The organism is Arthrobacter humicola, assembly GCF_039531445.1.
GTDB lineage: Bacteria > Actinomycetota > Actinomycetes > Actinomycetales > Micrococcaceae > Arthrobacter > Arthrobacter humicola.
In genome coordinates, this window is record NZ_BAAAQB010000005.1 from 34,151 (window position 1) to 54,778 (window position 20,628).

The 20,628-nt window shown below is 67.2% G+C and carries 17 protein-coding genes, 1 tRNA gene and 1 pseudogene; 9 read left to right on the forward strand and 10 right to left on the reverse strand.

The annotated features are described in order from the left end of the window. Positions 1-189: 189 nt before the first annotated feature. On the forward strand, positions 190-753 hold the full coding sequence (locus tag ABD243_RS00875) for a DUF805 domain-containing protein (RefSeq protein WP_344360994.1): 564 nt from the start codon (positions 190-192) through the stop codon (positions 751-753). Between the two features lie 34 nt (positions 754-787). On the opposite strand, the gene ABD243_RS00880 is transcribed toward ABD243_RS00875, so the two are convergent. Both ABD243_RS00880 and ABD243_RS00885 read right to left on the reverse strand, forming a co-directional pair. Continuing rightward, positions 788-949, reverse strand: a complete 162-nt coding sequence (locus ABD243_RS00880; RefSeq protein WP_344360997.1) for a hypothetical protein — start codon at positions 947-949, stop codon at positions 788-790. A gap of 2 nt (positions 950-951) precedes the next feature. Next, positions 952-1,131 (reverse strand): hypothetical protein, encoded by a 180-nt coding sequence (locus ABD243_RS00885; RefSeq protein ID WP_344360999.1) that lies wholly within the window; start codon positions 1,129-1,131, stop codon positions 952-954. 170 nt (positions 1,132-1,301) lie between these two features. Here ABD243_RS00885 and ABD243_RS00890 point away from each other — a divergent pair, with 170 nt between their 5' ends. Both ABD243_RS00890 and ABD243_RS20920 read left to right on the forward strand, forming a co-directional pair. Continuing rightward, entirely contained in the window at positions 1,302-1,952 is a 651-nt protein-coding gene (locus ABD243_RS00890; RefSeq protein ID WP_344361001.1) for a hypothetical protein, read from the forward strand. A gap of 238 nt (positions 1,953-2,190) precedes the next feature. Continuing rightward, a pseudogene (locus ABD243_RS20920) lies at positions 2,191-2,319 on the forward strand (SHOCT domain-containing protein); the annotation flags it as partial. Positions 2,320-2,443: 124 nt separating this feature from the next. Here the strand turns inward: ABD243_RS20920 and ABD243_RS00895 are convergent. Further along, positions 2,444-2,520 (reverse strand) — tRNA-Thr (locus ABD243_RS00895). 243 nt (positions 2,521-2,763) lie between these two features. Continuing rightward, a complete protein-coding gene (locus ABD243_RS00900; protein WP_344361003.1) occupies positions 2,764-3,654 on the reverse strand; it encodes a DsbA family protein in 891 nt (296 codons plus the stop codon). Between the two features lie 181 nt (positions 3,655-3,835). Between ABD243_RS00900 and ABD243_RS00905 the strand changes: the two genes are divergently transcribed. From ABD243_RS00905 to ABD243_RS00920, 4 genes are all read left to right on the forward strand, one after another. Next, complete coding sequence (locus ABD243_RS00905; protein ID WP_344361006.1) at positions 3,836-5,356, forward strand: alpha,alpha-trehalose-phosphate synthase (UDP-forming); 1,521 nt, start codon at positions 3,836-3,838, stop codon at positions 5,354-5,356. After that, entirely contained in the window at positions 5,346-6,182 is an 837-nt protein-coding gene (otsB, locus tag ABD243_RS00910; RefSeq protein WP_116767021.1) for a trehalose-phosphatase, read from the forward strand. Before ABD243_RS00905 ends, otsB begins: the two co-directional genes overlap by 11 nt. Before the next feature lie 276 nt (positions 6,183-6,458). Next, on the forward strand, positions 6,459-7,541 hold the full coding sequence (locus tag ABD243_RS00915; protein WP_116767022.1) for an ABC transporter ATP-binding protein: 1,083 nt from the start codon (positions 6,459-6,461) through the stop codon (positions 7,539-7,541). 135 nt (positions 7,542-7,676) lie between these two features. Beyond that, the gene (locus ABD243_RS00920) at positions 7,677-9,095 is read left to right on the forward strand and encodes a DUF4032 domain-containing protein (protein WP_344361009.1); all 1,419 of its coding nucleotides are present in this window, start codon (positions 7,677-7,679) and stop codon (positions 9,093-9,095) included. Positions 9,096-9,141: 46 nt separating this feature from the next. On the opposite strand, the gene ABD243_RS00925 is transcribed toward ABD243_RS00920, so the two are convergent. The 5 genes from ABD243_RS00925 to ABD243_RS00945 form a co-directional block, all read right to left on the reverse strand. Further along, a complete protein-coding gene (locus ABD243_RS00925) occupies positions 9,142-10,512 on the reverse strand; it encodes an FAD-binding oxidoreductase (RefSeq protein ID WP_344361011.1) in 1,371 nt (456 codons plus the stop codon). A 34-nt stretch (positions 10,513-10,546) separates the two neighbouring features. Further along, positions 10,547-12,613 carry a glycoside hydrolase family 13 protein gene (locus ABD243_RS00930; RefSeq protein ID WP_344361014.1) on the reverse strand — a complete coding sequence of 689 codons (2,067 nt, stop codon included), beginning with the start codon at positions 12,611-12,613 and terminating at the stop codon, positions 10,547-10,549. Between the two features lie 17 nt (positions 12,614-12,630). Further along, positions 12,631-13,620 carry a sugar ABC transporter permease gene (locus ABD243_RS00935; RefSeq protein ID WP_344361016.1) on the reverse strand — a complete coding sequence of 330 codons (990 nt, stop codon included), beginning with the start codon at positions 13,618-13,620 and terminating at the stop codon, positions 12,631-12,633. Further along, positions 13,617-15,266 carry an ABC transporter permease subunit gene (locus tag ABD243_RS00940; RefSeq protein WP_344361019.1) on the reverse strand — a complete coding sequence of 550 codons (1,650 nt, stop codon included), beginning with the start codon at positions 15,264-15,266 and terminating at the stop codon, positions 13,617-13,619. Before ABD243_RS00940 ends, ABD243_RS00935 begins: the two co-directional genes overlap by 4 nt. Before the next feature lie 135 nt (positions 15,267-15,401). Next, entirely contained in the window at positions 15,402-16,700 is a 1,299-nt protein-coding gene (locus tag ABD243_RS00945) for a sugar ABC transporter substrate-binding protein (protein ID WP_116767027.1), read from the reverse strand. Between the two features lie 337 nt (positions 16,701-17,037). Here ABD243_RS00945 and ABD243_RS00950 point away from each other — a divergent pair, with 337 nt between their 5' ends. Together ABD243_RS00950 and ABD243_RS00955 are read left to right on the forward strand one after the other, a co-directional pair. Further along, positions 17,038-18,828 (forward strand): glycoside hydrolase family 13 protein, encoded by a 1,791-nt coding sequence (locus ABD243_RS00950; RefSeq protein ID WP_344361022.1) that lies wholly within the window; start codon positions 17,038-17,040, stop codon positions 18,826-18,828. Between the two features lie 2 nt (positions 18,829-18,830). Continuing rightward, on the forward strand, positions 18,831-19,865 hold the full coding sequence (locus tag ABD243_RS00955; protein ID WP_116767028.1) for a LacI family DNA-binding transcriptional regulator: 1,035 nt from the start codon (positions 18,831-18,833) through the stop codon (positions 19,863-19,865). Between the two features lie 61 nt (positions 19,866-19,926). Here the strand turns inward: ABD243_RS00955 and ABD243_RS00960 are convergent, their stop codons facing one another. Continuing rightward, complete coding sequence (locus ABD243_RS00960) at positions 19,927-20,433, reverse strand: SRPBCC domain-containing protein (RefSeq protein WP_344361027.1); 507 nt, start codon at positions 20,431-20,433, stop codon at positions 19,927-19,929. Positions 20,434-20,628 lie beyond the last annotated feature (195 nt).

The window sequence follows — 20,628 nt, forward strand, 5'->3', positions numbered from 1 at the left end:
ACGGCGGCCGTTGGCAGTGGCCTCGTCCACCTGCAGGCCATCGGTCCTCGTTTTCCGTGTCCTGACCTGCGAAAACACTGCGCCCGATACCGCGGCCCGAGGATGTTTCGCCGATACGATGGCAGCGCAGAACCCGGTCGAAAGCGGCGTCCGCTGATCTAGCCTTATCCACACCATTGAAGGAGCACGATGTCAGGTCTTCAACCTCCGCAGGGCCCAGGCCAGCAGTCGTGGCCGAGCGAGCAGCCGCGGCATACCCAGGGGTGGGCGTCCAACCCGTACGCCGCGCCTGTCTACCCGGGCTCGGTATCCGGGCCGGTGCCGCCCTGGGCACCGTTGTACGGCGCTTCCCTGCCGGAGGCCGTGGCGAGATTCTTCAAGAAGTACGCAACGTTCTCCGGCCGGGCCAGCCGGAGCGAATACTGGTGGGTGGCACTGGTCTCCGGAGTCCTCTCACTCATCCTGAACATCTTCACGCTTGTCGGCGGATCCGCCGGCGCGACCCTGCGACCCGACGGCACCACCGTCCCTGGCCCCGGGTACATCATCGGACTCATCCTGTCCGTCATCATTTCCCTGGCCATCATCGTCCCGTCCCTGGCAGTATCCGTCCGGCGGCTCCACGATGCGAACATGAGCGGCTGGATGTACCTCCTGGTGCTGGTTCCTTTAGTCGGGCCCATCCTGATCCTCGTCTTCCTGGCGCAAGGCCCCAGGCCGGAGGGCCAGCGGTTCGACAGGCCGACCTGGTAGGCAACTTGCTCCACGGTGAAGGCGTGCTGCGCTATCAGGCAGGAAGAAGTTCCCAGCCATCTTCTTCATGGGTCAGGCTCCGGACGATCCGGTAATCCCCAGAGGCCTTGAGCGCCGGTACGGCATCGAGGGCGGCCTGTGCCGCTTCGAGGCTGCCATGAGTGACGACGCCGTTGCGGCCGGGCAGAAACTGCACGCCTACTCGAAGTAGGTCTCTTCGAACTCGGTGAAGTCAGCCTCGAACTGCTCTTTCGTCAGCAACAGTCCAAGGCAGGACGCGGTGACGCCGTTCTCGACGAGGTAGGCGACGATGCTGGCCTGCCGTGCCGGCCGGCCGGTAACGACCCGCTGGAACGACCGTGGTGCACCGTCTTCCATGTCCGGGCATACAGCGACCTGCTCGCCGAACTGGACACGGCCGCCTGACCGGCGCGGCGCAGCGGCCCCGGGCACGAACCGCGGGGTAGAACAAACAGGGGGAGTTTCGGCTCCCCCTTTCTGCTGTCCGACCGGGCACGCTCTTCCGACCCGCCGAACACATGAGGACCATGACCTTCTCCCGCCGCCGCATTGCCCTGCTCGCCACTCTCCTCGTCACCGCCCTGGTGGTCGTCGGCTACCTCTACACCAGTTCACGAAACTCCCACGCCGCAGCGCCGAAAGCATCAGCCTCCGCAGCCCCGTCAGCGTCCGCCGGTCCCGCGCCTGCGGTGAAGTCGGTGCACTCCCCCGACAAGGTCGCCGTGGACGAGACGCTCGCCGCCGGCCAGTGCAAGGCCCGCACCGTGGACGCCAACGCCGGACTCTACCTGCCCGATCCGGCCTGCACCCCCGGTGCGATTGATCCGGCCGTCACCCAGGACAACCTTGCCTCCACCATCTGCACGTCCGGCTACACGACCACGGTCCGGGCGGGCACGACCCAGGCCAAGAAGCTCAGCCTCCAGCAGTACGGCCAGACCACGGCGCCCTCCACCGAATACGACCACCTGATCTCCCTCCAGCTTGGCGGCACCAACTCTGTCTCCAACCTCTGGCCGGAACCGAACCGTGCCGGTGCCCCGGGGACCACCAACCCCAAAGACGCGATCGAGACCCGGCTGAACAAGGCCGTGTGCGCGCACAAAGTCACGCTCGCCGCGGCGCAGAAGGCGATCGCCGCCAACTGGGTCACCGCCGAGAAAGGCCTCGGCCTCTAAGCGCCAAAAGTCCAGAGAAGGGAGGCGGGGATTGGCTGGCAGACGCAGCGGCACGGCGGAGGCAGGCAGACTCCGTGGGGCAATGGCCCGATGCGCAAACAATCGGCCACGGTCAGACGTCCGGCCTGGCTCAGGCACGCTTCACTGGAACAGCCCATGATGACCATTTCGCGCCTTGGCGGGTAGGTGGCGTAAGAGTTGAGGCGCATCCGCGCCTCTCCTTGGCAGTGCCATTACCATGGCGATCATTCGCTGCAGTCAGGCTAGCCGGACCAAGACGGCGAAGCCGACCGTCGCATCCCAGATCGAGGACTTGGCCCGGCTTAGAGACAAGGGCCTGTTGACGCCCGACGAGTTCGAGTTGAAGCGGCAAGAACTGCGCGCCGTCCGAGTCGCCGCTTTGCGGTCTATGAATGAAGCGTGTCGTGCCCTGTTGGCACACACACAAAAACCCCTCCATCCCGGACAAAATCACCGGAAGGAGGGGTTCGTGGGGCCCCCTGTCGGATTCGAACCGACGACCCCCGCTTTACAAGAGCGGTGCTCTGGCCAACTGAGCTAAGGAGGCATTCCTGCGGCCCGGCCTACCCACATCAGATGCAAAAGGGGGCAGATATCAGGACGCTAGACAAGGGTAGCCCACCGACGCCCGGTGAGAAAAACGCGCAACGCCCCCGCCGCGAAGCAACGGCCAACGCGACGGCCACCAGGAAGGCCCGGCCCCCGAGAAAATCCGGGGCCGGGCCTTCGGCTGCGGGCCATTAATAGCTGCCCCCAACAGCCGCTTCAACTGCGGCCGCGTGATGTCCGGTTACTTCTTGGCGTCGACCGCGGCCTGGAGGTACTGGTCGAACGGCGTCTGGGCGCTGTCGCCGACGCCCCACTGCTTGCCTTCGACGAAGACGGTCGGGGTTCCGGTCACGCCGATCACCGCGGCCTCCTGGGTGGTGTGCTTAATCCACGGACGGAACGTCTTGTCATCCACGCACTGGTCGATGCTCTTGGCTCCGACGTCGGTGGCCATCTTCTTCAGCTCGGCATCGGAGAGCCCGGCGCTGCCTTCGGCCGGCTGCTTCGCGTACAGCTGGTCGAAGAAGTCCGAGTACTTCTCCGGGGACTCGTTCACCACGCAGGCTGCAGCGGCGGCCGCGCGGGAGGAGTAGTTGGTGGTGGAGCGGCTGTCGAGGAAGCCGAGCGGGCGGTATTCCACCGTGATCTTGCCGTCATTGCGCAGCTTGGTGAGGGTCTCGTTGTACTGCGTCTCGAAGTTCTTGCAGACGGGGCAGATGAAGTCGACATAGAGGACCACCTTGACCGGCTTGCCGGCCTCAGCCTCGGCGCCCGGGGCCGTAACCGGCGACGGCGGCGTGGCCGGCGCGGCGGGGAGGTCGGACAGCTTCACCGTGGCCGGATCGGTCCTGGCAACGTGGTTGTTCGCCAGCAGGGTGACGCCGCCGTGGATGTTGCCGTTGGCCGGGGTGGGCCCCTCGTCGGCGACCGGGGCGTTGTTCTTGATGTTGGACGTGACAACCAGCGCCACAATCACGATGATGGCGACGACGGCGGCAACAATGCCCCAGCCGATCAGCAGCTTGTTGCGCTTGTCCTTTTTCAGCTGCGCCTCGCGGATCTCACGGGCTTTCTCGCGCGCCGCGGCAGTGCGCTCTGCCTTAGACTGTCGGGGTTCGTTTGCGGGGCTCATTGGTTCCTCGGGTCGTTCGGCCAGGGGCGGTCCACTCAGTGGCAACTTCATCATTTTAGGGGAGAAACCCGAGAACTTGCGCTTTCAAGTTTCCCTTCCGCCTGCCCAACGGACGAATAGCCCGGAAGATTCCATACAGCTAGGGTTGATAGACAGCCACGAGCGACCCCAGGGGGCACCAATGGAAGCAACGGACAGCGCCGATCACGGCGCACGAGACACCACTGAAGCGGCGAAAACAGCCACCGACGGGGCAGCAACTGCTGCCGGGGCGGGGGGCCAGTTCGACTTCATCGTAGTGTCCAACCGGCTGCCCGTTGATCGCTGCTCCCCCGAGGACACGGGCTGCGAGGACGGCTGGCGCCGTTCCCCCGGCGGACTCGTGACGGCGCTGGCTCCCATGATGACCAAGACGGACGGCGCCTGGGTGGGCTGGCACGGCGCGCCCGATGAAACGGTCAAGCCCTTCAGCCACGGCGGCATCGACCTGGTCCCGGTCCATCTCAGCACGGCCGACATCGAACTTTTCTACGAGGGCTTCTCGAACGCCACCTTGTGGCCGCTGTACCACGACGTGATCGCCCCGCCGGAGTTCCACCGCACCTGGTGGGACTCCTACCGGAAGGTCAACCGGAGGTTCGCCGACGCCGTCGTTCACCACGCGGCCGAGGGCGCCACCGTGTGGGTGCAGGACTACCAGCTGCAGCTGGTCCCGAAGATGCTGCGGGAGGCCCGGCCGGACCTGAAGATCGGGTTCTTCAACCACATCCCGTTCCCGCCGCCGGAGATCTTCGCGCAGCTCCCGTGGCGCCGTGCAATCATCGACGGTCTGCTGGGCGCGGACCTCGTGGGCTTCCAGCGCAGCAGCGACGCCGGGAACTTCATGCGCTCCGCCCGTCGCTTCCTGGGCGCCAGCGTCAAGCAGCAGCAGGTGCACGTCAAGGGGAACGACGGCGACACCACCCACATCGCCCGCGCCCAGGCCTTCCCGATTTCCATCGACGTCAAGCAGATCAGCGAACTGGCGCGGAAGCCGGAAGTCATTGAGCGCGCCCGCCAGATCCGCCGGGACCTGGGGAACCCGAAAACCATCCTGCTCGGCGTCGACCGCCTCGACTACACCAAGGGCATCCGCCACCGGCTCAAGGCCTACGAGGAGTTGCTCGCCGACGGCAAGGTCACGGTGCAGGACGCAACCCTGATCCAGGTGGCCAGCCCCAGCAGGGAACGCGTGGAGCAGTATCGCCTGCTCCGCGAAGAGGTCGAGGGCACCGTCGGCCACATCAACGGCACCTACGACACCATGGAGAGCACGGCCGTCCGCTACCTCCACCACAGCTACCCCATCGAGGAGATGGTGGCGCTGTACCTCGCCGCGGACGTCATGCTGGTCACCGCGCTGCGCGACGGCATGAACCTCGTGGCCAAGGAATACGTCACCGCCCGGACAAACAACGACGGCGCGCTGGTGCTCAGTGAATTTGCCGGCGCTGCCGACCAGCTCAAACAGGCCCTGCTGATGAACCCGCACGACATCGACGGCCTCAAGGACACCATCATGAAGGCCGTCAACATGCAGCCGGCCGAGGCCTCCCGGCGCATGCGCGCCATGCGCAAGCAGATCCTGGATCACGACGTCGACCTCTGGTCCTCGGACTTCCTGGCAGCCCTGGCCGAAAAGGTGGTGCGCGATGACTCCTGATGCCACCGGCAGGAATTCAGACACCAGTAATTCAGACACGGCCCCGCTCTCCCTCTCCCCCGAACTGCTCGAGGCGGTGCGCCGTATCGCCGGCACCGAGCAGCTGCTCGTGGCGATGGACTTCGACGGCACCATGGCCCCCCTCGTGGACCATGCGGCCGACGCCCGCGCCCTCCCGCGTTCGGCCGCGGCCTTCGCCGAGCTCACCGGACTTCCGCGGACGACGACGGCGCTCATCTCCGGGCGCGCCCTGGACAGCCTGCGGGCCGTTGCATCCCCGCCGGAACACACCCTGCTGATCGGCAGCCACGGCGCCGAGGTCTGGATGGGCCCCGGCTCTTCGGAACTGATGCTCGACGACGCCCAACGGAAACTCTTGGCCGAAGTCCGGAAGGAGCTTGAGGGAATCGTCGAACAGGCCCCCGGGACCCTGCTGGAAGACAAGCCGGCCGGCGTCGTCCTCCACACACGGCTGGCCGCCGACGATGTCGCCGAGGACGCCGTCGCCGCGGCGCGGGCAGTCCTGCAGGACCGCAGCGGCGTCTTCCTCAAAACCGGCAACCGTGTTCTGGAGACCTCCGTGGTGCACGCCTCCAAGGGAGAGGGCATCGCCTTCCTGCGGCAGGCCACCGGAGCCACGGCGGTAGCCTTCGCCGGGGACGACACCACTGACGAGGACGCCCTGGCCAGCCTCATCCCGGGCGATCTCGGCGTGAAAGTCGGGCTTGATTTCACCCGGGCCGAGTTCCGGATCGAGTCGCCGGTGCACGTCTGCGAACTGCTCGAAGCCCTCCTCCGGGAGCGCAAACGCGCCGTCGGGGCCTGAACCTAAAACCGCGGGGAGCACGAAAAACGGCCGCCAAGCGGGCCCGGGTGGGCAGCATCACATGTGACATCCGTAACTTTTTGGCCCAATTGCCACAAATCTGACATACTCTGTTTGTGATGTGGCGCACAGCTACCGTGCGGCGTCACTGGATACTCCTCGGCTTCGGCCGAGGAGTATGCGCATGAAAACCCACAATTGAATTAACAACTGCATAAAAAGACCATTCACTACGGATCGTCCGGCACGTACCTGCCGGTGAAGGGATTGATAACTGTGGCTACAGTTACTTTTGATAACGCAACACGTCTGTACCCGGGCACCGATAAGCCCGCTGTTGACAAGCTCAACATTGACATCGCCGATGGCGAATTCCTGGTCCTCGTTGGACCCTCCGGCTGCGGAAAGTCGACCTCCCTGCGCATGCTTGCAGGTCTTGAGGACGTCAACTCCGGCCGCATCCTGATTGGCGATCGTGACGTCACTGACGTTCCGCCGAAGGACCGCGACATCGCCATGGTGTTCCAGAACTACGCCCTGTACCCGCACATGACTGTCGCGGACAACATGGGCTTCGCGCTGAAGATCGCCGGCGTCAGCAAGGAAGAGCGCGCCGAGCGCGTCCGTGAAGCCGCCAAGCTCCTGGACCTCGAGCCGTACCTGGACCGCAAGCCGAAGGCACTCTCCGGCGGCCAGCGCCAGCGTGTTGCCATGGGCCGCGCAATCGTGCGTAACCCGCAGGTCTTCCTCATGGACGAGCCGCTGTCCAACCTTGATGCCAAGCTGCGCGTGCAGACCCGCACCCAGATCGCATCCCTGACCCGCCGCCTGGGCGTCACCACGGTCTATGTGACCCACGACCAGGTCGAGGCCATGACCATGGGCGACCGCGTCGCCGTGCTGAAGGACGGCCTGCTGATGCAGGTCGACACCCCGCGCAACCTCTACGACAAGCCGAAGAACGTCTTCGTGGCCGGCTTCATCGGCTCCCCCGCCATGAACCTCCTCGAACTGCCGGTCGTCGACGGCGGCGTGCAGTTCGGCGGGACCGTCTACCCGGTTCCGCGCGACGTCCTCGAAGAGGCCCACGGCCAGACCGTGACCCTCGGCTCCCGCCCGGAAGACCTTGAGACGGTCGCCCAGGGCGAAGGCCTCCAGGTCGAGGTCGACGTCGTCGAGGAACTCGGCGCCGACGCCTACGTCTACGGCCACACCACGCTGGACGGCACGAGCCACGACATCGTGGCCCGCGTCGATGGTCGCCGCCCCCCGATGAAGGGTGAGTCCATCTGGGTCCGCCCGCAGTCAGGCCACGTGCACCTGTTCGACACCAAGACCGGTCTGCGCCTCGGCGACTAGTCCCCACCGGCCCCCTAGGCTGCAACCGACGGCGGTCCTCCCCAGTGGAGGGCCGCCGTCGGGCTTTAACTGCTCCGCGTTAGGCGCGGCACCATAAACACGGAAGAATTGACCCATGACCGAGGAAAACCCCACATGACCGAGGAAAACAGTGCCCAGTGGCACGACGAGCCCACCGACTACGGTCAGATCGGGAAGCTGCCCCGGTTCGAGGCCGCCAGCGCCAATGATGACAAGGCCTCCATGGCGTCCAGTTCGCTGAGCATCACGGCCGCGGCCACCGAGCCCGAGCTCCTGGACCTGCCCTGGCACATTGCCCTCGAGGACTGGGCGGCAGAGTACCTGGCGGCGCTGCCCCGCGGTATCTCGCGGCACATCGTGCGCTTCGCCCATCTTGGCGGGTCGGTCATCGCCATCAAGGAGACCTCGGAGCACGTCGCCCGGCACGAGTACCACATGCTCCGCAAGCTCGCCCGGCTGGACGTGCCCTGCGTGGAGCCGGTGGCCGTCATCACCGGACGCACCACCCCCGAGGGCCGGCCGCTGAACCCCGTGCTGGTCACCCGGCACCTGAAGTTCTCGATGCCCTACCGCGCGCTCTTCTCCCAGATGCTGCGCAAGGACACCCTGACCCGGCTCATCGACGCCCAGGCGCTGCTGCTGGTCCGGCTGCACCTGATCGGCTTCTACTGGGGCGACGTCTCGCTCTCAAACACTTTGTTCCGCCGCGACGCCGGCGCCTTCGCCGCCTACCTTGTGGATGCCGAGACCGGCGAGCTGTACCCGGATCTCTCCACCGGGCAGCGCGAGTACGACCTCGAAATCGCCCGGGTCAACATCGCCGGGGAGCTCATGGACCTCCTCGACGGCGGCCTGATCGAGGAAAAGGTCGATCCCGTGGCCACCAGCGAGCTCATCATGGACAGCTACCGGCGGCTGTGGACCGAACTGACGGCCAAGGAGTCGTTTGAGATCGGCGAACGCTGGCGGGTGGCCGCCCGCATCCGGCGGCTCAATGAGCTCGGCTTCGATGTCGAGGAATACGCCATCAAGACCACGCAGAACGGCTCCACCATCCAGCTCCAGCCGAAGGTCGTCGACGCCGGGCACCACCAGCGCCGGCTGCTGCGCCTGACCGGCCTGGACGCCCAGGAGAACCAGGCACGCCGGCTCCTGAATGACATGGACTCGTTCCGGGCCGACAACAACCCGGGCATGGACGAGGAATACAGCGCGCACCTGTGGGTCAGCCAGATCTTCGAGCCGATCGTGCGGGCCATCCCCCGCGACCTCTCCGGCAAGCTCGAGCCGGCCGAGGCCGTGCACGAGGTCCTGGAGCACCGCTGGTACATGTCCGAGGCGGAGAACCGGCACATCCCCTTGGCCGAGGCCGTCCAGTCCTACATCGACAACGAGCTCCGCCACCGCCGGGACGAGGCAGCGATCATGCTCAACCCGGACACCGGGCTGCTCAAGATCCTCGAGGTGGAAACCGAGGAATCACGCTACGGCGCCGACGAATCCATCGCCGAATACCCGGACTCCGACGACTAGGCAACGCGCCTAGTTCCAGCGCCGGGCGCGTTGTGGCACGGGCGGGCTAAATCGCCTTTCCGGGGTTCAGGATCCCGGCCGGGTCGAACAGCTCTTTGATTCGGCGCTGCAGCTCACGCACCGGTTCCTTCTGCTCCAGGCCAAGCCAGCGCAGCTTGTACTGCCCGATCCCGTGTTCGCCCGTGATGGTGCCCCCCATGGCCAGGGCCACAGCAATGGACTTGTCCAGGGCGGCGCCGAGCCGGGCCATGGCATCGGCGTCCACGGCGTTGTCCACGCGGTCGATCCAGAAGGTGGGATGGAGGTTCCCGTCGCCGGCGTGGGCCACGACCTTGAGCTGGACCCGGTGCTCGGCCGCGATGGCCTCAAGCTCTGCGACGTAATCCACCAGCCGCGAGCGCGGCACAGCCACGTCCTCGCCCACCCGGTATTCGTCGTCCACCTCGGTTCCGCGGCTGTTGCGGCGCAGTTCGACAAGCTGCTCTGCCTCGGCGTTGGCTTCCATGGTCACCACCGCTCCCCCGGCGGCGAGGACCGGACGGATGGCCGCGGCTTCGGCTGCCGCGCCGAAGCCGTCGGTCTGGATCAGCAGCAGGGACGCCCCGCGCGCCGCCAGGTCCGAGCCGTGGATGTCGTCGAGCTGGGCGAGCGAGCCGCCGTCGAGCAGTTCCATGATGGCCGGCTGCACGCGGGCCTTGCCGACCGCCAGGACGCCGGCCGCGGCGCTGCGGAAGTCCGGGTAGAAGGCGGCGATCGTATGGACCTCGCGCGGCAGGTACTTCAGCCGCACGGTCACCCCGACCACGATCCCCAGCGTCCCTTCCGAGCCGACGAACAGCCCCGTGAGGTCATAGCCGGCGACGCCCTTGAACGTCTGGTGGCCGGTGTGGATCAGGGTGCCGTCCGCGAGCACGACGTCGAGGGCCAGGACCGAGTCCCGCGTCACCCCGTACTTCGCACACCGCAGCCCGCCCGCGTTGGTGGCCACGTTCCCGCCGATGGTCGACATCTTGAAGCTCGCCGGATCCGGGGCGTACATGAGTCCGTGGTCGGCTGCGGCTGCGTTGAGGTCCGCGTTAATGACGCCGGGTTCGACGACGGCGGTCTCGTCATCCGGGTTGAGGTCCAGGATGCGGTTCATCCTCTCGAGGCTGAGCACCACGCAGCCCTCGCTCGCGTGGGCGCCGCCGGAGACGCCGGTACCGGCCCCGCGGGCCACGAGCGCGACACCGCGGGCGGCGCAGGCACGCACGGTGGCCTGGACGTCGGCCACCGATTCGGCGCGGACCACGGCCTGCGGGAGCTGGTAGTCCAGGACGGGTGCCTGGTCCACGGCGTAGGCGGCCAGGGTGGCGGGGTCCACGGCAATCTTCGCCGGGCCCAGGGCAGAGGTCAGCTCGTCGATGATGTTGCGCATGCGGTCTCCAGTTCGGTCGAATCCGGCTCCCAGTCTAAGACTGCGGGGCCGGCACCCGGGTCCCCGGCAGCACCCACGCGGCGGCCGCCGGGCCCAGGGTGCAGATCAGGGCACTTCTGGCAGCCCCGTCCGCCCTGATCTGCGCGGTAGAGGCTTCCAGTTCCGGTGCCCTCCCCGTGCCGGTCTCCCTGTCCGCCTCCGTGTCCGTGCCGGTCTCCCTGTCCGTCGCCGTGTCCGGGCTCAGCGTCACGCTGACTCGGGCCGTCGCGTATGCAGGCGGCCGGCCCAGGGCCGCGAGCTGGGTGTCCGCGAGCGCGCCGGGCGCCAGCCGAACCCCGGCGCCGGCCCGGGCCACCACCACCAGCACGGCGCTCTGCGCGGTTTCGCGCACAAACGCCAGGACGTCCCCGTGGGCGTACAGCCAGCGCACGCCGCCGCCGGTGAGTGCGGGCTGTTCCCGGCGCAGCGCGCTGAGGGCCGCGTAGTCCGCCCGGAGGTCGGCGGGGATGCGGCCGGGGTCGTTCCACGGCATGGGTGTCCGGGAGAACTCCCCGTTGTCGCCTGTGAGCCCGAATTCATCCCCGGCGAACAGCACGGGAACCCCCGGCAGGGTGAACATCAGCAGCGCGCCGAGCCGTTGACCGCCGTCGATCATCGCGGTGGCCGCCCGTGCGGTGTCATGGCTGTTTAGGGCGTTCATGTTCTGCTGCCGCACGTCCCAGCTGAACGCGGAGGCGAGGTCCAGGTGTGTGGCCAGGAAGTCCTCGGCGCCGGTCCGGTTGGGCCCGGGCAGCGGGGTTCCGAAGAAGTTCACGTGCCGGGCGTCCCCGGCCAGCCAGGACCACAGCGGACGGGTGAAGTTGGAGTAGGTCATGGCGCCGTGCCAGTGCTCGCCGCTGAAATCGGGCGCGGCGTCGTTGGTGGCCTCGGCGAGCAGCGCGGCATCCGGGTTGATCGAGCGGACCCGGTCCGCGATCAGCCGGGCGACGTCCTGGTTGAGGTCCGTTCCGCCGAGCCTCCCGGTCATGTTGCCGACGTCGATCCGCCATCCGTCCAGGTTGAACGGCGGCCGCAGCCAGCGCGCCACCGGGGAATCGTCGTCCAGGACGAATTTCTCGCGCAGGCCGCGGGAGGCCCAGTTGAGTTTGGGCAGCGACGGGACGCCGTACCAGGCCTCGTACTCCGTGTGCTCGGCGTTGAAATAGTAATACCCGGCCTCCTCCGAGGCAGGGTCCGCCAAGGCGCGCCGGAACCATTCGTGGGCGGCGCCGGAGTGGTTGGCCGTGAGGTCGCCGATGACCCGCAGGCCGCGGGCGTGCGCGGCCTCGACCAGTTCCACGAGGGCCTCGTCCCCTCCCAGCAGCGGATCCACGCAGCTGAAGGTGGCGGCGTCGTAGCGGTGGTTGGAGCGGGCCGGGAAGAACGGGGTCAGGTAGATGACGTCGGCCCCGAGGGCCTGGATGTGGTCCAGCCGTTCGGTGATGCCCCGGAGGTCGCCGCCGTAGTACTGGTAGGGGGTCTGCGGGCCTGCGCCCTCCACGGGGGTGTCGTCCCAGCTGCACGGCACGGCCCAGTCGGGGACCTGGCGCGCCGGGCCGGGCGCGGACGCGGAGCGGGCGAAGCGGTCCGGGAAGATCTGGTACATCGTGCCACGGCGCAGCCATTCGGGCGCGGGCCGGAACGTCGTGAGGCGGAAGTCGGCGTAGTCGGAGACGTCGCGGCTGAACAGTCCCTGCGCGTTCAGGCTCCAGTACCGCAGGCTGCCGCCGGCTTCTGCGCCGGTTCCGGCGCCGTCCGCACCACAGTCGCCGGCGGCACCGGCGGGGACTTCCAGGAGGAATCGGTAGCGGGCCACCGGGTTGGTCACCGCCGTGGCGGCCTCCCACCAGACCCAGCCGTCTGCCTCGCCAAGGGAGCTGGCGGGATCGTAGCGGGGCTCGCCGTCGTGGATTGACCGGAGCCACACCTTGGAGGCCTGCCCCCAGCCGGCGGGCACGCGGAGCCGCAGGCGGATCTCCGCCCCCAGGTCCGCGTGCCCGGGTGCGTGGAGAGCCGAGCCGTCGTGGTGCGGCAGGGGGCCCGTGCCGCCCGGCGGTGTCATGCCCGTCCCGTGCATGCCTAGCCCTTCACCGAGCCCTGGGTGAGGCCGCTGACGATGTAGCGCTGCAGGTAGAGGAACAGGGCCATCACGGGGACGGCGGACAGTACGGCGCCGGCGGCAAAGACTCCCCAGTTCTCGGAGCGCTGCTGGGCCACGAAGGAGTAGAGCCCGACGGCGAGCGTCTGGCTGTCCGGATCCGTTAGCACCACGCTGGCGATCACGAACTCGCCGGAGATGGCGATGAAGCTCAGCAGGCCCACCACGGCCAGGATGGGGGTGACGAGCCGCAGGATGATGCCGAAGAAGATCTGCGCGTGGCTGGCGCCGTCGATCTTCGCCGCCTCGTCGAGGGACTGCGGCACGGTGTTGAAGAAGCCGTACATGAGGTAGGTGTTTACGCCCAGGGCGCCGCCGAGATACACCATGATCAGGCCCAGCTGGCTGCCCAGGCCGAGGGCAGGGATGACCTCGGAGATCCCGCTCAGGAGCAGGAAAATGGCGACGACGGCGAGCAGTTGCGGGAACATCTGCAGCAGCAGCAGGCTCAGCAGGCCGATCCGGCGACCTGTGAAGCGCATGCGGGAGAATGCGTAGGCCGCCATGGCGCCCAGGAACACGGTGGCCGCCGACGTCACGCCGCCCACCACCATGGTGTTGACGAACCAATGGGCGAAGGGCCGCGAGGGATTGTTCATGAGCTCGGTGAAGTTGCCGAAATCGATCCGGCTGAAAAGCGCGTTGGATCCCACCAGGGTGCCGGTGGAGTTGAAGGCCGCGGAGAGCACATACAGCAGTGGGAAGATCGCAAAGATGGTGACCACGATCCCCACAACGTGCCGCCAGCCCTTGTCCTTGAACCAGGCGCCGAAGGGCTTGCGGCGCCGGAGGGCTGGGAGCTCGCCGGCGAGCGCGGGTTCAGCGCCGATTTTCTCGCGTGTGTTGTCCCCTGCGGCGGCGGCCAGCGGCTGGTCCGTGATGGAGACGACGCGTTGTGCGGGCCCGTTCATGAGTTCACTTCCTCAAGTGCCTTGGTCTGCTTGAAGCTGATGGCCGATACAGTGGCCACGATGATGAAGATGATGATCGCCAGGGCGCTGGCGAGGCCGTAGTCGCGCCCGGTGCCCTGCCCGAAGGCCACTTTGTAGACAAGCGTGATCAGGATGTCCGTGGCCCCGATGTCCCGGTCCGTGTCCGCGAACCGCGGACCGCCGCCGGTGAGCATGAAGATCACGTTGAAGTTGTTGAAGTTGAAGGCGAAGGAGGAGATCAGCAGCGGCGCGATCGAGACCAGCAGGAGCGGCAGCTTGATGGAGCGGAATACCCGCCACGGGCTGGCGCCGTCCATCCGGGCCGCCTCGTCCAGTTCAGTGGGCAGGGACTGCAGGGCCCCGGTGCAGACGAGGAACATGTACGGGAAGCCGAGCCAGAGATTGACCACCAGCACGCTGATCTTGGCCAGGACCGGGTCCGTCAGCCAGCCGATCGTGGCCCCGCCCAGCAGGGTCTGGTTGAGCCAGCCGAACTGCGGGTTGAGGATGCCGGACCAGACCAGGCCGGAGAGGAACGCCGGAAACGCGTAGGGCAGGATCATGAGGATCCGGTAGACCTTCTTGCCGCGCAGGTCCTCGCGGTTGAAGGTGATCGCCAGGAACAGTCCCAGGGCGAAAGTCAGGGCCACGGACGCGACGGCGAAGGTGAAGGTCCAGAGTATGACGCCGAGCAGCGGACCGCGGAGGCTCGGATCGGTGAAGGCACGCGCGAAGTTCTCCATGCCGACGTCGATCTTCCAGCCGGTGCTCAGGGTCTCCCCGCTGTCCGTGGCGAACGCTCCCTTGCCGTTGTCCCGGTAGACGGCGCCGGTGTCCGTGTCCGTGAAGGTGCCGGCACCGGCGTCGTACTTCAAAGCCGGTTTGAACTGGTAGGCGGAGCTGCCGTCGGCGGTGCGCAGGGTGCCGTCGGCGGGGTTGGCCGAGACCGGAACGGTGATGGCCAGGATCCGCTGCTGGTTGGCGACGATCTCCTGGAAGTTCAGGGTCCTGTACCCGTCCAGGGCGTTGGCCTTCCCGGTGGAATCCGTGCCGGCGCCGGAGACCTCTTCCAACGGTTTGCCGGTGCTGCCCAGGGATATCTTGCCATCCGGGTCCGTGAACAGCAGGTAGAAGGACTCGTCCTTCGACAGCACGGCCGCCTTGTACGCCGGGGAATCGGGAACGCGCTTTTGCGCCGTGAGCTGGATGGCCGCGATCGCGTCATCCTTGGTGCTGTTGTGCCCGTCGCCGTAGTTGGTGAAGGCGATATAGCCGCTGAAAAACACCACGAAGACCTGGAACACGAGCAGGAACAGCACGCCAGGGGCAAGATACTTCGCGGGCAGTCCGCCCTTGCGCAGGTAGATCCAGTTGATCACCAGCACGACGGCAGCGGCGACGGTCAGCACACCCCAAGACTGGCTGAGGAACAGCATCATAAGCACGTAGACGGCGACGGCGTCCACGAGGCCCAGCAGCACGATCTTGGCGACCGTTCCTTTGGTGGTGTCGGGGCCGAAAGTTCGGCGGCGGGGCACTGCTTGTTTCCCTGCGGGTTTCCCGACGGGGCTGCCGGGTGCTGCGGGGGCGGAATCGTCGGCCGGGCGGAGTTCGGTGTCTGTCATGGCTGTCTAGGGTCCTCGGGAGAAAGCTGGGGGTGGTGCAGGAACGGGCCGGGCGGCATGGTGTGCCGCCCGGCCCGGTGCTGTGCGGTGTCCCGGGTCCTTGGGAGCCGGGGAACCGCGCGGGGGCTGACTGTACTAGCCCGCGATCTTGGCCTTGATGCTGGCAGCCATCTTGGCCCAGTCAGCGGCGGGATCGCCCTGGCCCTTGATGAGGGCGAGCTCGGTGGCTCCCCAGTCCGCCCAGACGGCACTCATTTCCGGGATGGCCGGCATCGGGACGCCGGCGGCGCCGATCTTGCCGAAGGCTGCCACGACGGGGTCGCTGGCGGCCTTCTCGAAGGAGGCCTTCAGGGCCGGCGGACGGCCTCCGGCCTTGTACATCGAGTCCTGCGCTGCCTCGGTGGTGAGGTAGTTGGTGACGAACTCATTCGTGGCGAGGGCGTTGGCGCTCTTGGAGCTGATAAAGAAGCCGTTGACGCCGATGAACGGCTGGGCGGGCTTGTCACCGGCGGTGGGCAGCTCGTCGACGGCGAACTTGATGCCCTTCTTCTGCACGTCCGGCACGTTCCACGGACCGGTCAGGTAGTACGGGGACTCGCCGGCCAGGAATTTCTCCTTGGCGATGTCACCGGTGATGTTGGAGTTGATGATCTTCTCACCGGCGTCGCCCCAGGCGGCCAGCTTCTTGGCGAACTCGACGCCGGCAGCGTCGCCGATCAGCAGCTGCTTGGGATCGTAGCCGCCGTCGGCAGACTTGCCGAAGACCTCTGAGCCCATGGAGGACTGCAGCGGGTAGAGGTGGTACGGGTCGCCCTGCTTCGGGTCCATGCCGACGAGGAACGGGAACTTCGCCTTGCCGTCGGCCACGGCCTTCTTGCCGTTGGCGATGACTTCATCCAGGGTCTTAGCGCTCTGGGGCACGAGGTCCGTGTTGCGCAGCAGTGCGATGTTCTCGATCGCGTACGGGACACCGTAGACGGAGCCGTTGTAGGTCATCGCCTTGATGGAGGAGTCCTGGAACGCGGACTTCTTGTCGCCCAGTTCCACGGGCGCGATCACGCCGTTCTGGACGAACTTGCCTACCCAGTCGTGCGGGCCGACGATCAGGTCCGGGCCCTTGCCGGTGGGAACCTGGGTGATGAAGTCGTCGCGGACTGCGGCGAAGTCCTTGACGACGAGCTTGACCTCGATGCCGGTGTCGGCCTGGAACTTGGCCGTAATGTCCTTCAGCGCGGGTGAGCGCTCGGCGTCGACCCACATGGTGATCGTGCTGGCGCCGGAGGCCTTCAGGTCAGGCTTGGCCGTCGCGGTGGCGGGTGCGGTGGCTGCGGCGCCGCCGCATGCGCTGAGGGCCAGCGCGGCCACTGCGGAGATCGCGCCCGCGGTGAATACGCGGCGGGTCGTCCCGTTTGTGAGGGTGTTCTGCACCTTCATTGGTGTCCCTTTCATAAAATCCTGCATCCACGCATAAGGCCCTGGAAGTCCATTCCAGAGCCCCGTGGCATCGTCGGTGATGTGGCTCACAGCTGCAAGCGCTTCCAAAGTACACGCTAAGTGCGGCTTTGAAAAGTCAGCCTACCGAGCAGTAGCGGGGCCGCGGGGTCCCGCCGCCTCACGACGCGGCAGCGCTCTGGGGGTACCGTTTGCCGCCCCTCCTGGCCTGGACGCCGGGGCTGCGGCCGGCAATAGTCCAATCGCTTGCCGAAAATACTCGGCCGAATATGACTGGAAGCGTTTTCAATTTCGGTGGTCGGGGCTTACGATTACCGCCATGTCCGTTGATTCAGTTCTCTTCTCCCCCGCCGCGCTGGCCGGCTTCCCGGCCGGCCCCCTGACGGGTCCGTTGACCCCGGTGCACGCCGCAGACCAGCTCCCCGGGTGGTGGCGGTCCGCTGTCATCTACCAGGTCTATCCGCGCTCGTTCCGGGACCTGGACGGCGACGGCATCGGTGACCTCGCCGGCATCACCGCTGAACTGCCCCGTCTCGCCGAACTCGACATCGACGCCGTCTGGCTTTCGCCGTTCTACCGGTCTCCGCAGCGTGACGCCGGCTACGACGTCAGCGACTACTGCGACGTCGACCCATTGTTTGGCACCCTGGATGATTTCGACGCCATGATGGCCGAGGCCACCCGGCTGGGGCTGCGGATGATCGTGGACCTCGTGCCCAACCACTGTTCGGACCAGCACCCGGCCTTCCAGGCAGCTCTGGCCGCTCCCGCCGGCAGCCCCGAGCGGGACATGTTCATCTTCCGGGACGGCCGCGGGACGTTTGGCGAAGAGCCGCCGAACAACTGGCAGTCCCACTTTGGCGGACCGGCCTGGACCCGGATTACGGAGCCGGACGGCGCCCCGGGCCAGTGGTACCTGCACCTCTTCGATTCCTCCCAGCCGGACTTCAACTGGGACAACCGCGCGGTCCACGATGAATTCGAGCGAGTCCTGCGCTTTTGGCTGGACCGCGGGGTTTCCGGGTTCCGGGTGGACGTGGCGCACGCCCTGGTCAAGGCCCCGGGCCTGCCCGAGTGGGGCGGCCGCGCCGACGGCAACAGCTGCGACGGCTTTCCCGGCCACGACGCTCCGATGTTCGGCCAGCCGGCCCTGCATGACATCTACCGCCAGTGGCGGCGGATTCTGGCAGAGTACGGCCCCGACCGGATCCTCTGCGCCGAGGCCAATGTGGACCCGCTCCCCCGCCTGGCCGATTGGGTCCGTCCGGACGAAATGCACCAGGCCTTCAACTTCCCGTACCTTCACGCGGGCCTCGACGTGCACCGCATGCGCCACGTCATCACCGAGTCCCTGACGGCGCTGGACGCCGTCGCGGCTCCCAGCACATGGGTGCTCTCCAACCACGACGTCGTCCGACATGCCACGCGCTTCGGATACAGCGGACAGGCGCCGCGTGACGGTGACGGAATCGGCACCTCGGACCCGCAGCCCGACGAGGAGCTGGGCCGGTCCCGAGCGGCCGCCGCGTCCATGTTCATGCTGGGGCTGCCCGGCGGGGCCTACCTCTACCAGGGTGAGGAGCTCGGCCTCCCGGACGGAATCGACATCCCGGACGCCCGGCGCCAGGACCCCACCTTCGCCCGCACCGGCGGCGCGCGGCTGGGCCGCGACGGTTGCCGTGTCCCGCTGCCCTGGCGGGGAGGGGAACTCCACGCAGGATTCGGCGACGGGCAGGATCCCTGGTTGCCGCAGCCGGAGAGCTTCGCGGGCCTGGCGCGCGATGTGCAGGCTGCTTCGCCGTCGTCGCACTTGAACCTGTACAAGCGCATGCTGGATTTGCGCCGCGGGTTGGACATGGGCCGCGGCTCCCTGTCCTGGTACGAGGACCTTTGCACGAACACGAGCCTGGCCTTCCTCAACGGGACCACGTTGGTGCTCCTGAACACCGGCTCCGAACCGCTGGAGATGCCTGCCGGACGGGTTCTGCTACGCAGTTCAACGCCCCCGGGCGCAGGCTACGCAGCCGGGGACATGTCCAGTGCCGGGGATCAGTTAAGCTCAGGTGAAACTGTTTGGCTGGAAATCTACATCGAGGACACGGAGGGGTAGGAATGCCCGGCATCAAGGACGTCGCAGAACGGTCCGGCCTCTCCATCGCCACCGTTTCGCGCGCCTTGAGCGGCAAGGGCAACGTCTCCGCCCGCAGCCGGGAGCGCGCCCGGGCCGCCGCCGCCGAGCTCGGCTTCGTCCTCTCCTACCACGCTTCCAGCCTGGCCTCCGGGCGTAACCACAATGTCGGCGTCGTGGTGCCTTCGGTCCACCGGTGGTTCTTTTCCTCGGTGGTCGAAGGCGTCTCGGCGACCCTGCTGGACGCCGGCTACGATCTCACGCTGTACAACGTGAGCGAGGGGCAGGAGCGCCGGCACAGCGTACTGAACGACTTCCTGCTGCGCAAACGCGTGGACGCCGTGATCGCGGTATCCCTGGAGCTCTCCGAGGCGGAAATTGACCAGCTGCTGGCCATCCACCGCCCGATCGTGGGGATCGGCGGCCCCCTCCCCGGAGCCTCGACGATCCGCATCAATGACTCCGGCATCGCGGAGGCTGCGGCGCGGCACCTGATCCAGCTCGGCCACAGCAGGATCGCCCACATGACCGGCGACGCGGCCTATGAGCAGGACTTCCGCCTACCGGGGACCCGCCAGGCAGGGTTTAAGAAAGCAATGCGGGATGCTGGACTGGCCGTCCGGCCGGAGTGGCAGGTCTCTGCCGATTTCACGATCCAGGGAGCCTATGCCAGCGCCCGGCAGTTGCTAGGCAGCTCGGCGGAACGTCCCACGGCTGTCTTTGCCGCCTCCGATGAGATGGCGATCGGCACCATTCTCGCGGCCCGGGATTTCGGCCTGAGCGTGCCACACGACCTCTCGGTCATCGGCATCGACGGCCATGAGCTGGGCGAGGTCTTCGGGCTGACCACGATCGATCAGGACGCGCGGGGCCAGGGCGCGCTGGCCGTGCGGCGCCTGCTGGCAGGGCTCGACGGCGGCGAGGACGCGGGGGCCGCAGACACCGAATACCCCACTCGCTTTGTGATCCGGTCCAGCACTGCTGTTCCCCCCGTTGACCAGGGGCCCTTGCGCAACTAGGCATCGGGCTGCGCAGCCGCGTCAGAGGGTGCGGTCGCCCAGGAGTGCGTCTACGGCTCGCTCAGGCGTCCGGGCTGCCGGCACCGGCGCCGCCCATGAACCGGACGAATCGGTCCAGGACACCGGGCCAGCCGGCCGCATAGTCGGCCCGGGCTGCCGCGGGATCCTCGGCGCCTTCCCAGCCGCTGTGCACCAGACGCAGCTCCGTCCCGTCACCGACCGCCTTGAACGCCACCCGGAGCTCAGTGGACCACATGGCCGTGGTTCCGGGGTGCCAGCTGGCGTGGAAGGACAGCGGAGGCTGCCAGTCATCAATCGAGCCCCAGACGGCTGTCCTGCCATCATCCGAGGTCTCCAGGATGAGGCTCTCCTCGAACTCCACGTAGGAGCCGAGGCCATAGACGCTGTGGTCCTCCATCGGCCACCAGAGGTGCGTGTGTTCGGTGAAGCCCATGAACGCCCGTGCGACAGCGCCAGGGACCACAACACTGACGACGACGGGATCAAGTTCGTCGGCCGGCTCAGGTTCCGGCGCGCTCGACGGAGCATGGCTGAAGAGGTTATCCATGGGCAACCACTCTACCCGCGTGACGCTCCCGCACGTTTCGCACTGATCGGTCCGACGCTCCCGCACGTCTGACAGGGATCGCTGCGGTGCTGCCGCACGTCCCGGGGGTGTGCCGGTGGTGGGGGTGGGTCGCGGGGTGTGTGATGTCTCAGGTGATGGGTTTTGTTGGTTAAATGCGGGAGGACCCCCAACCTG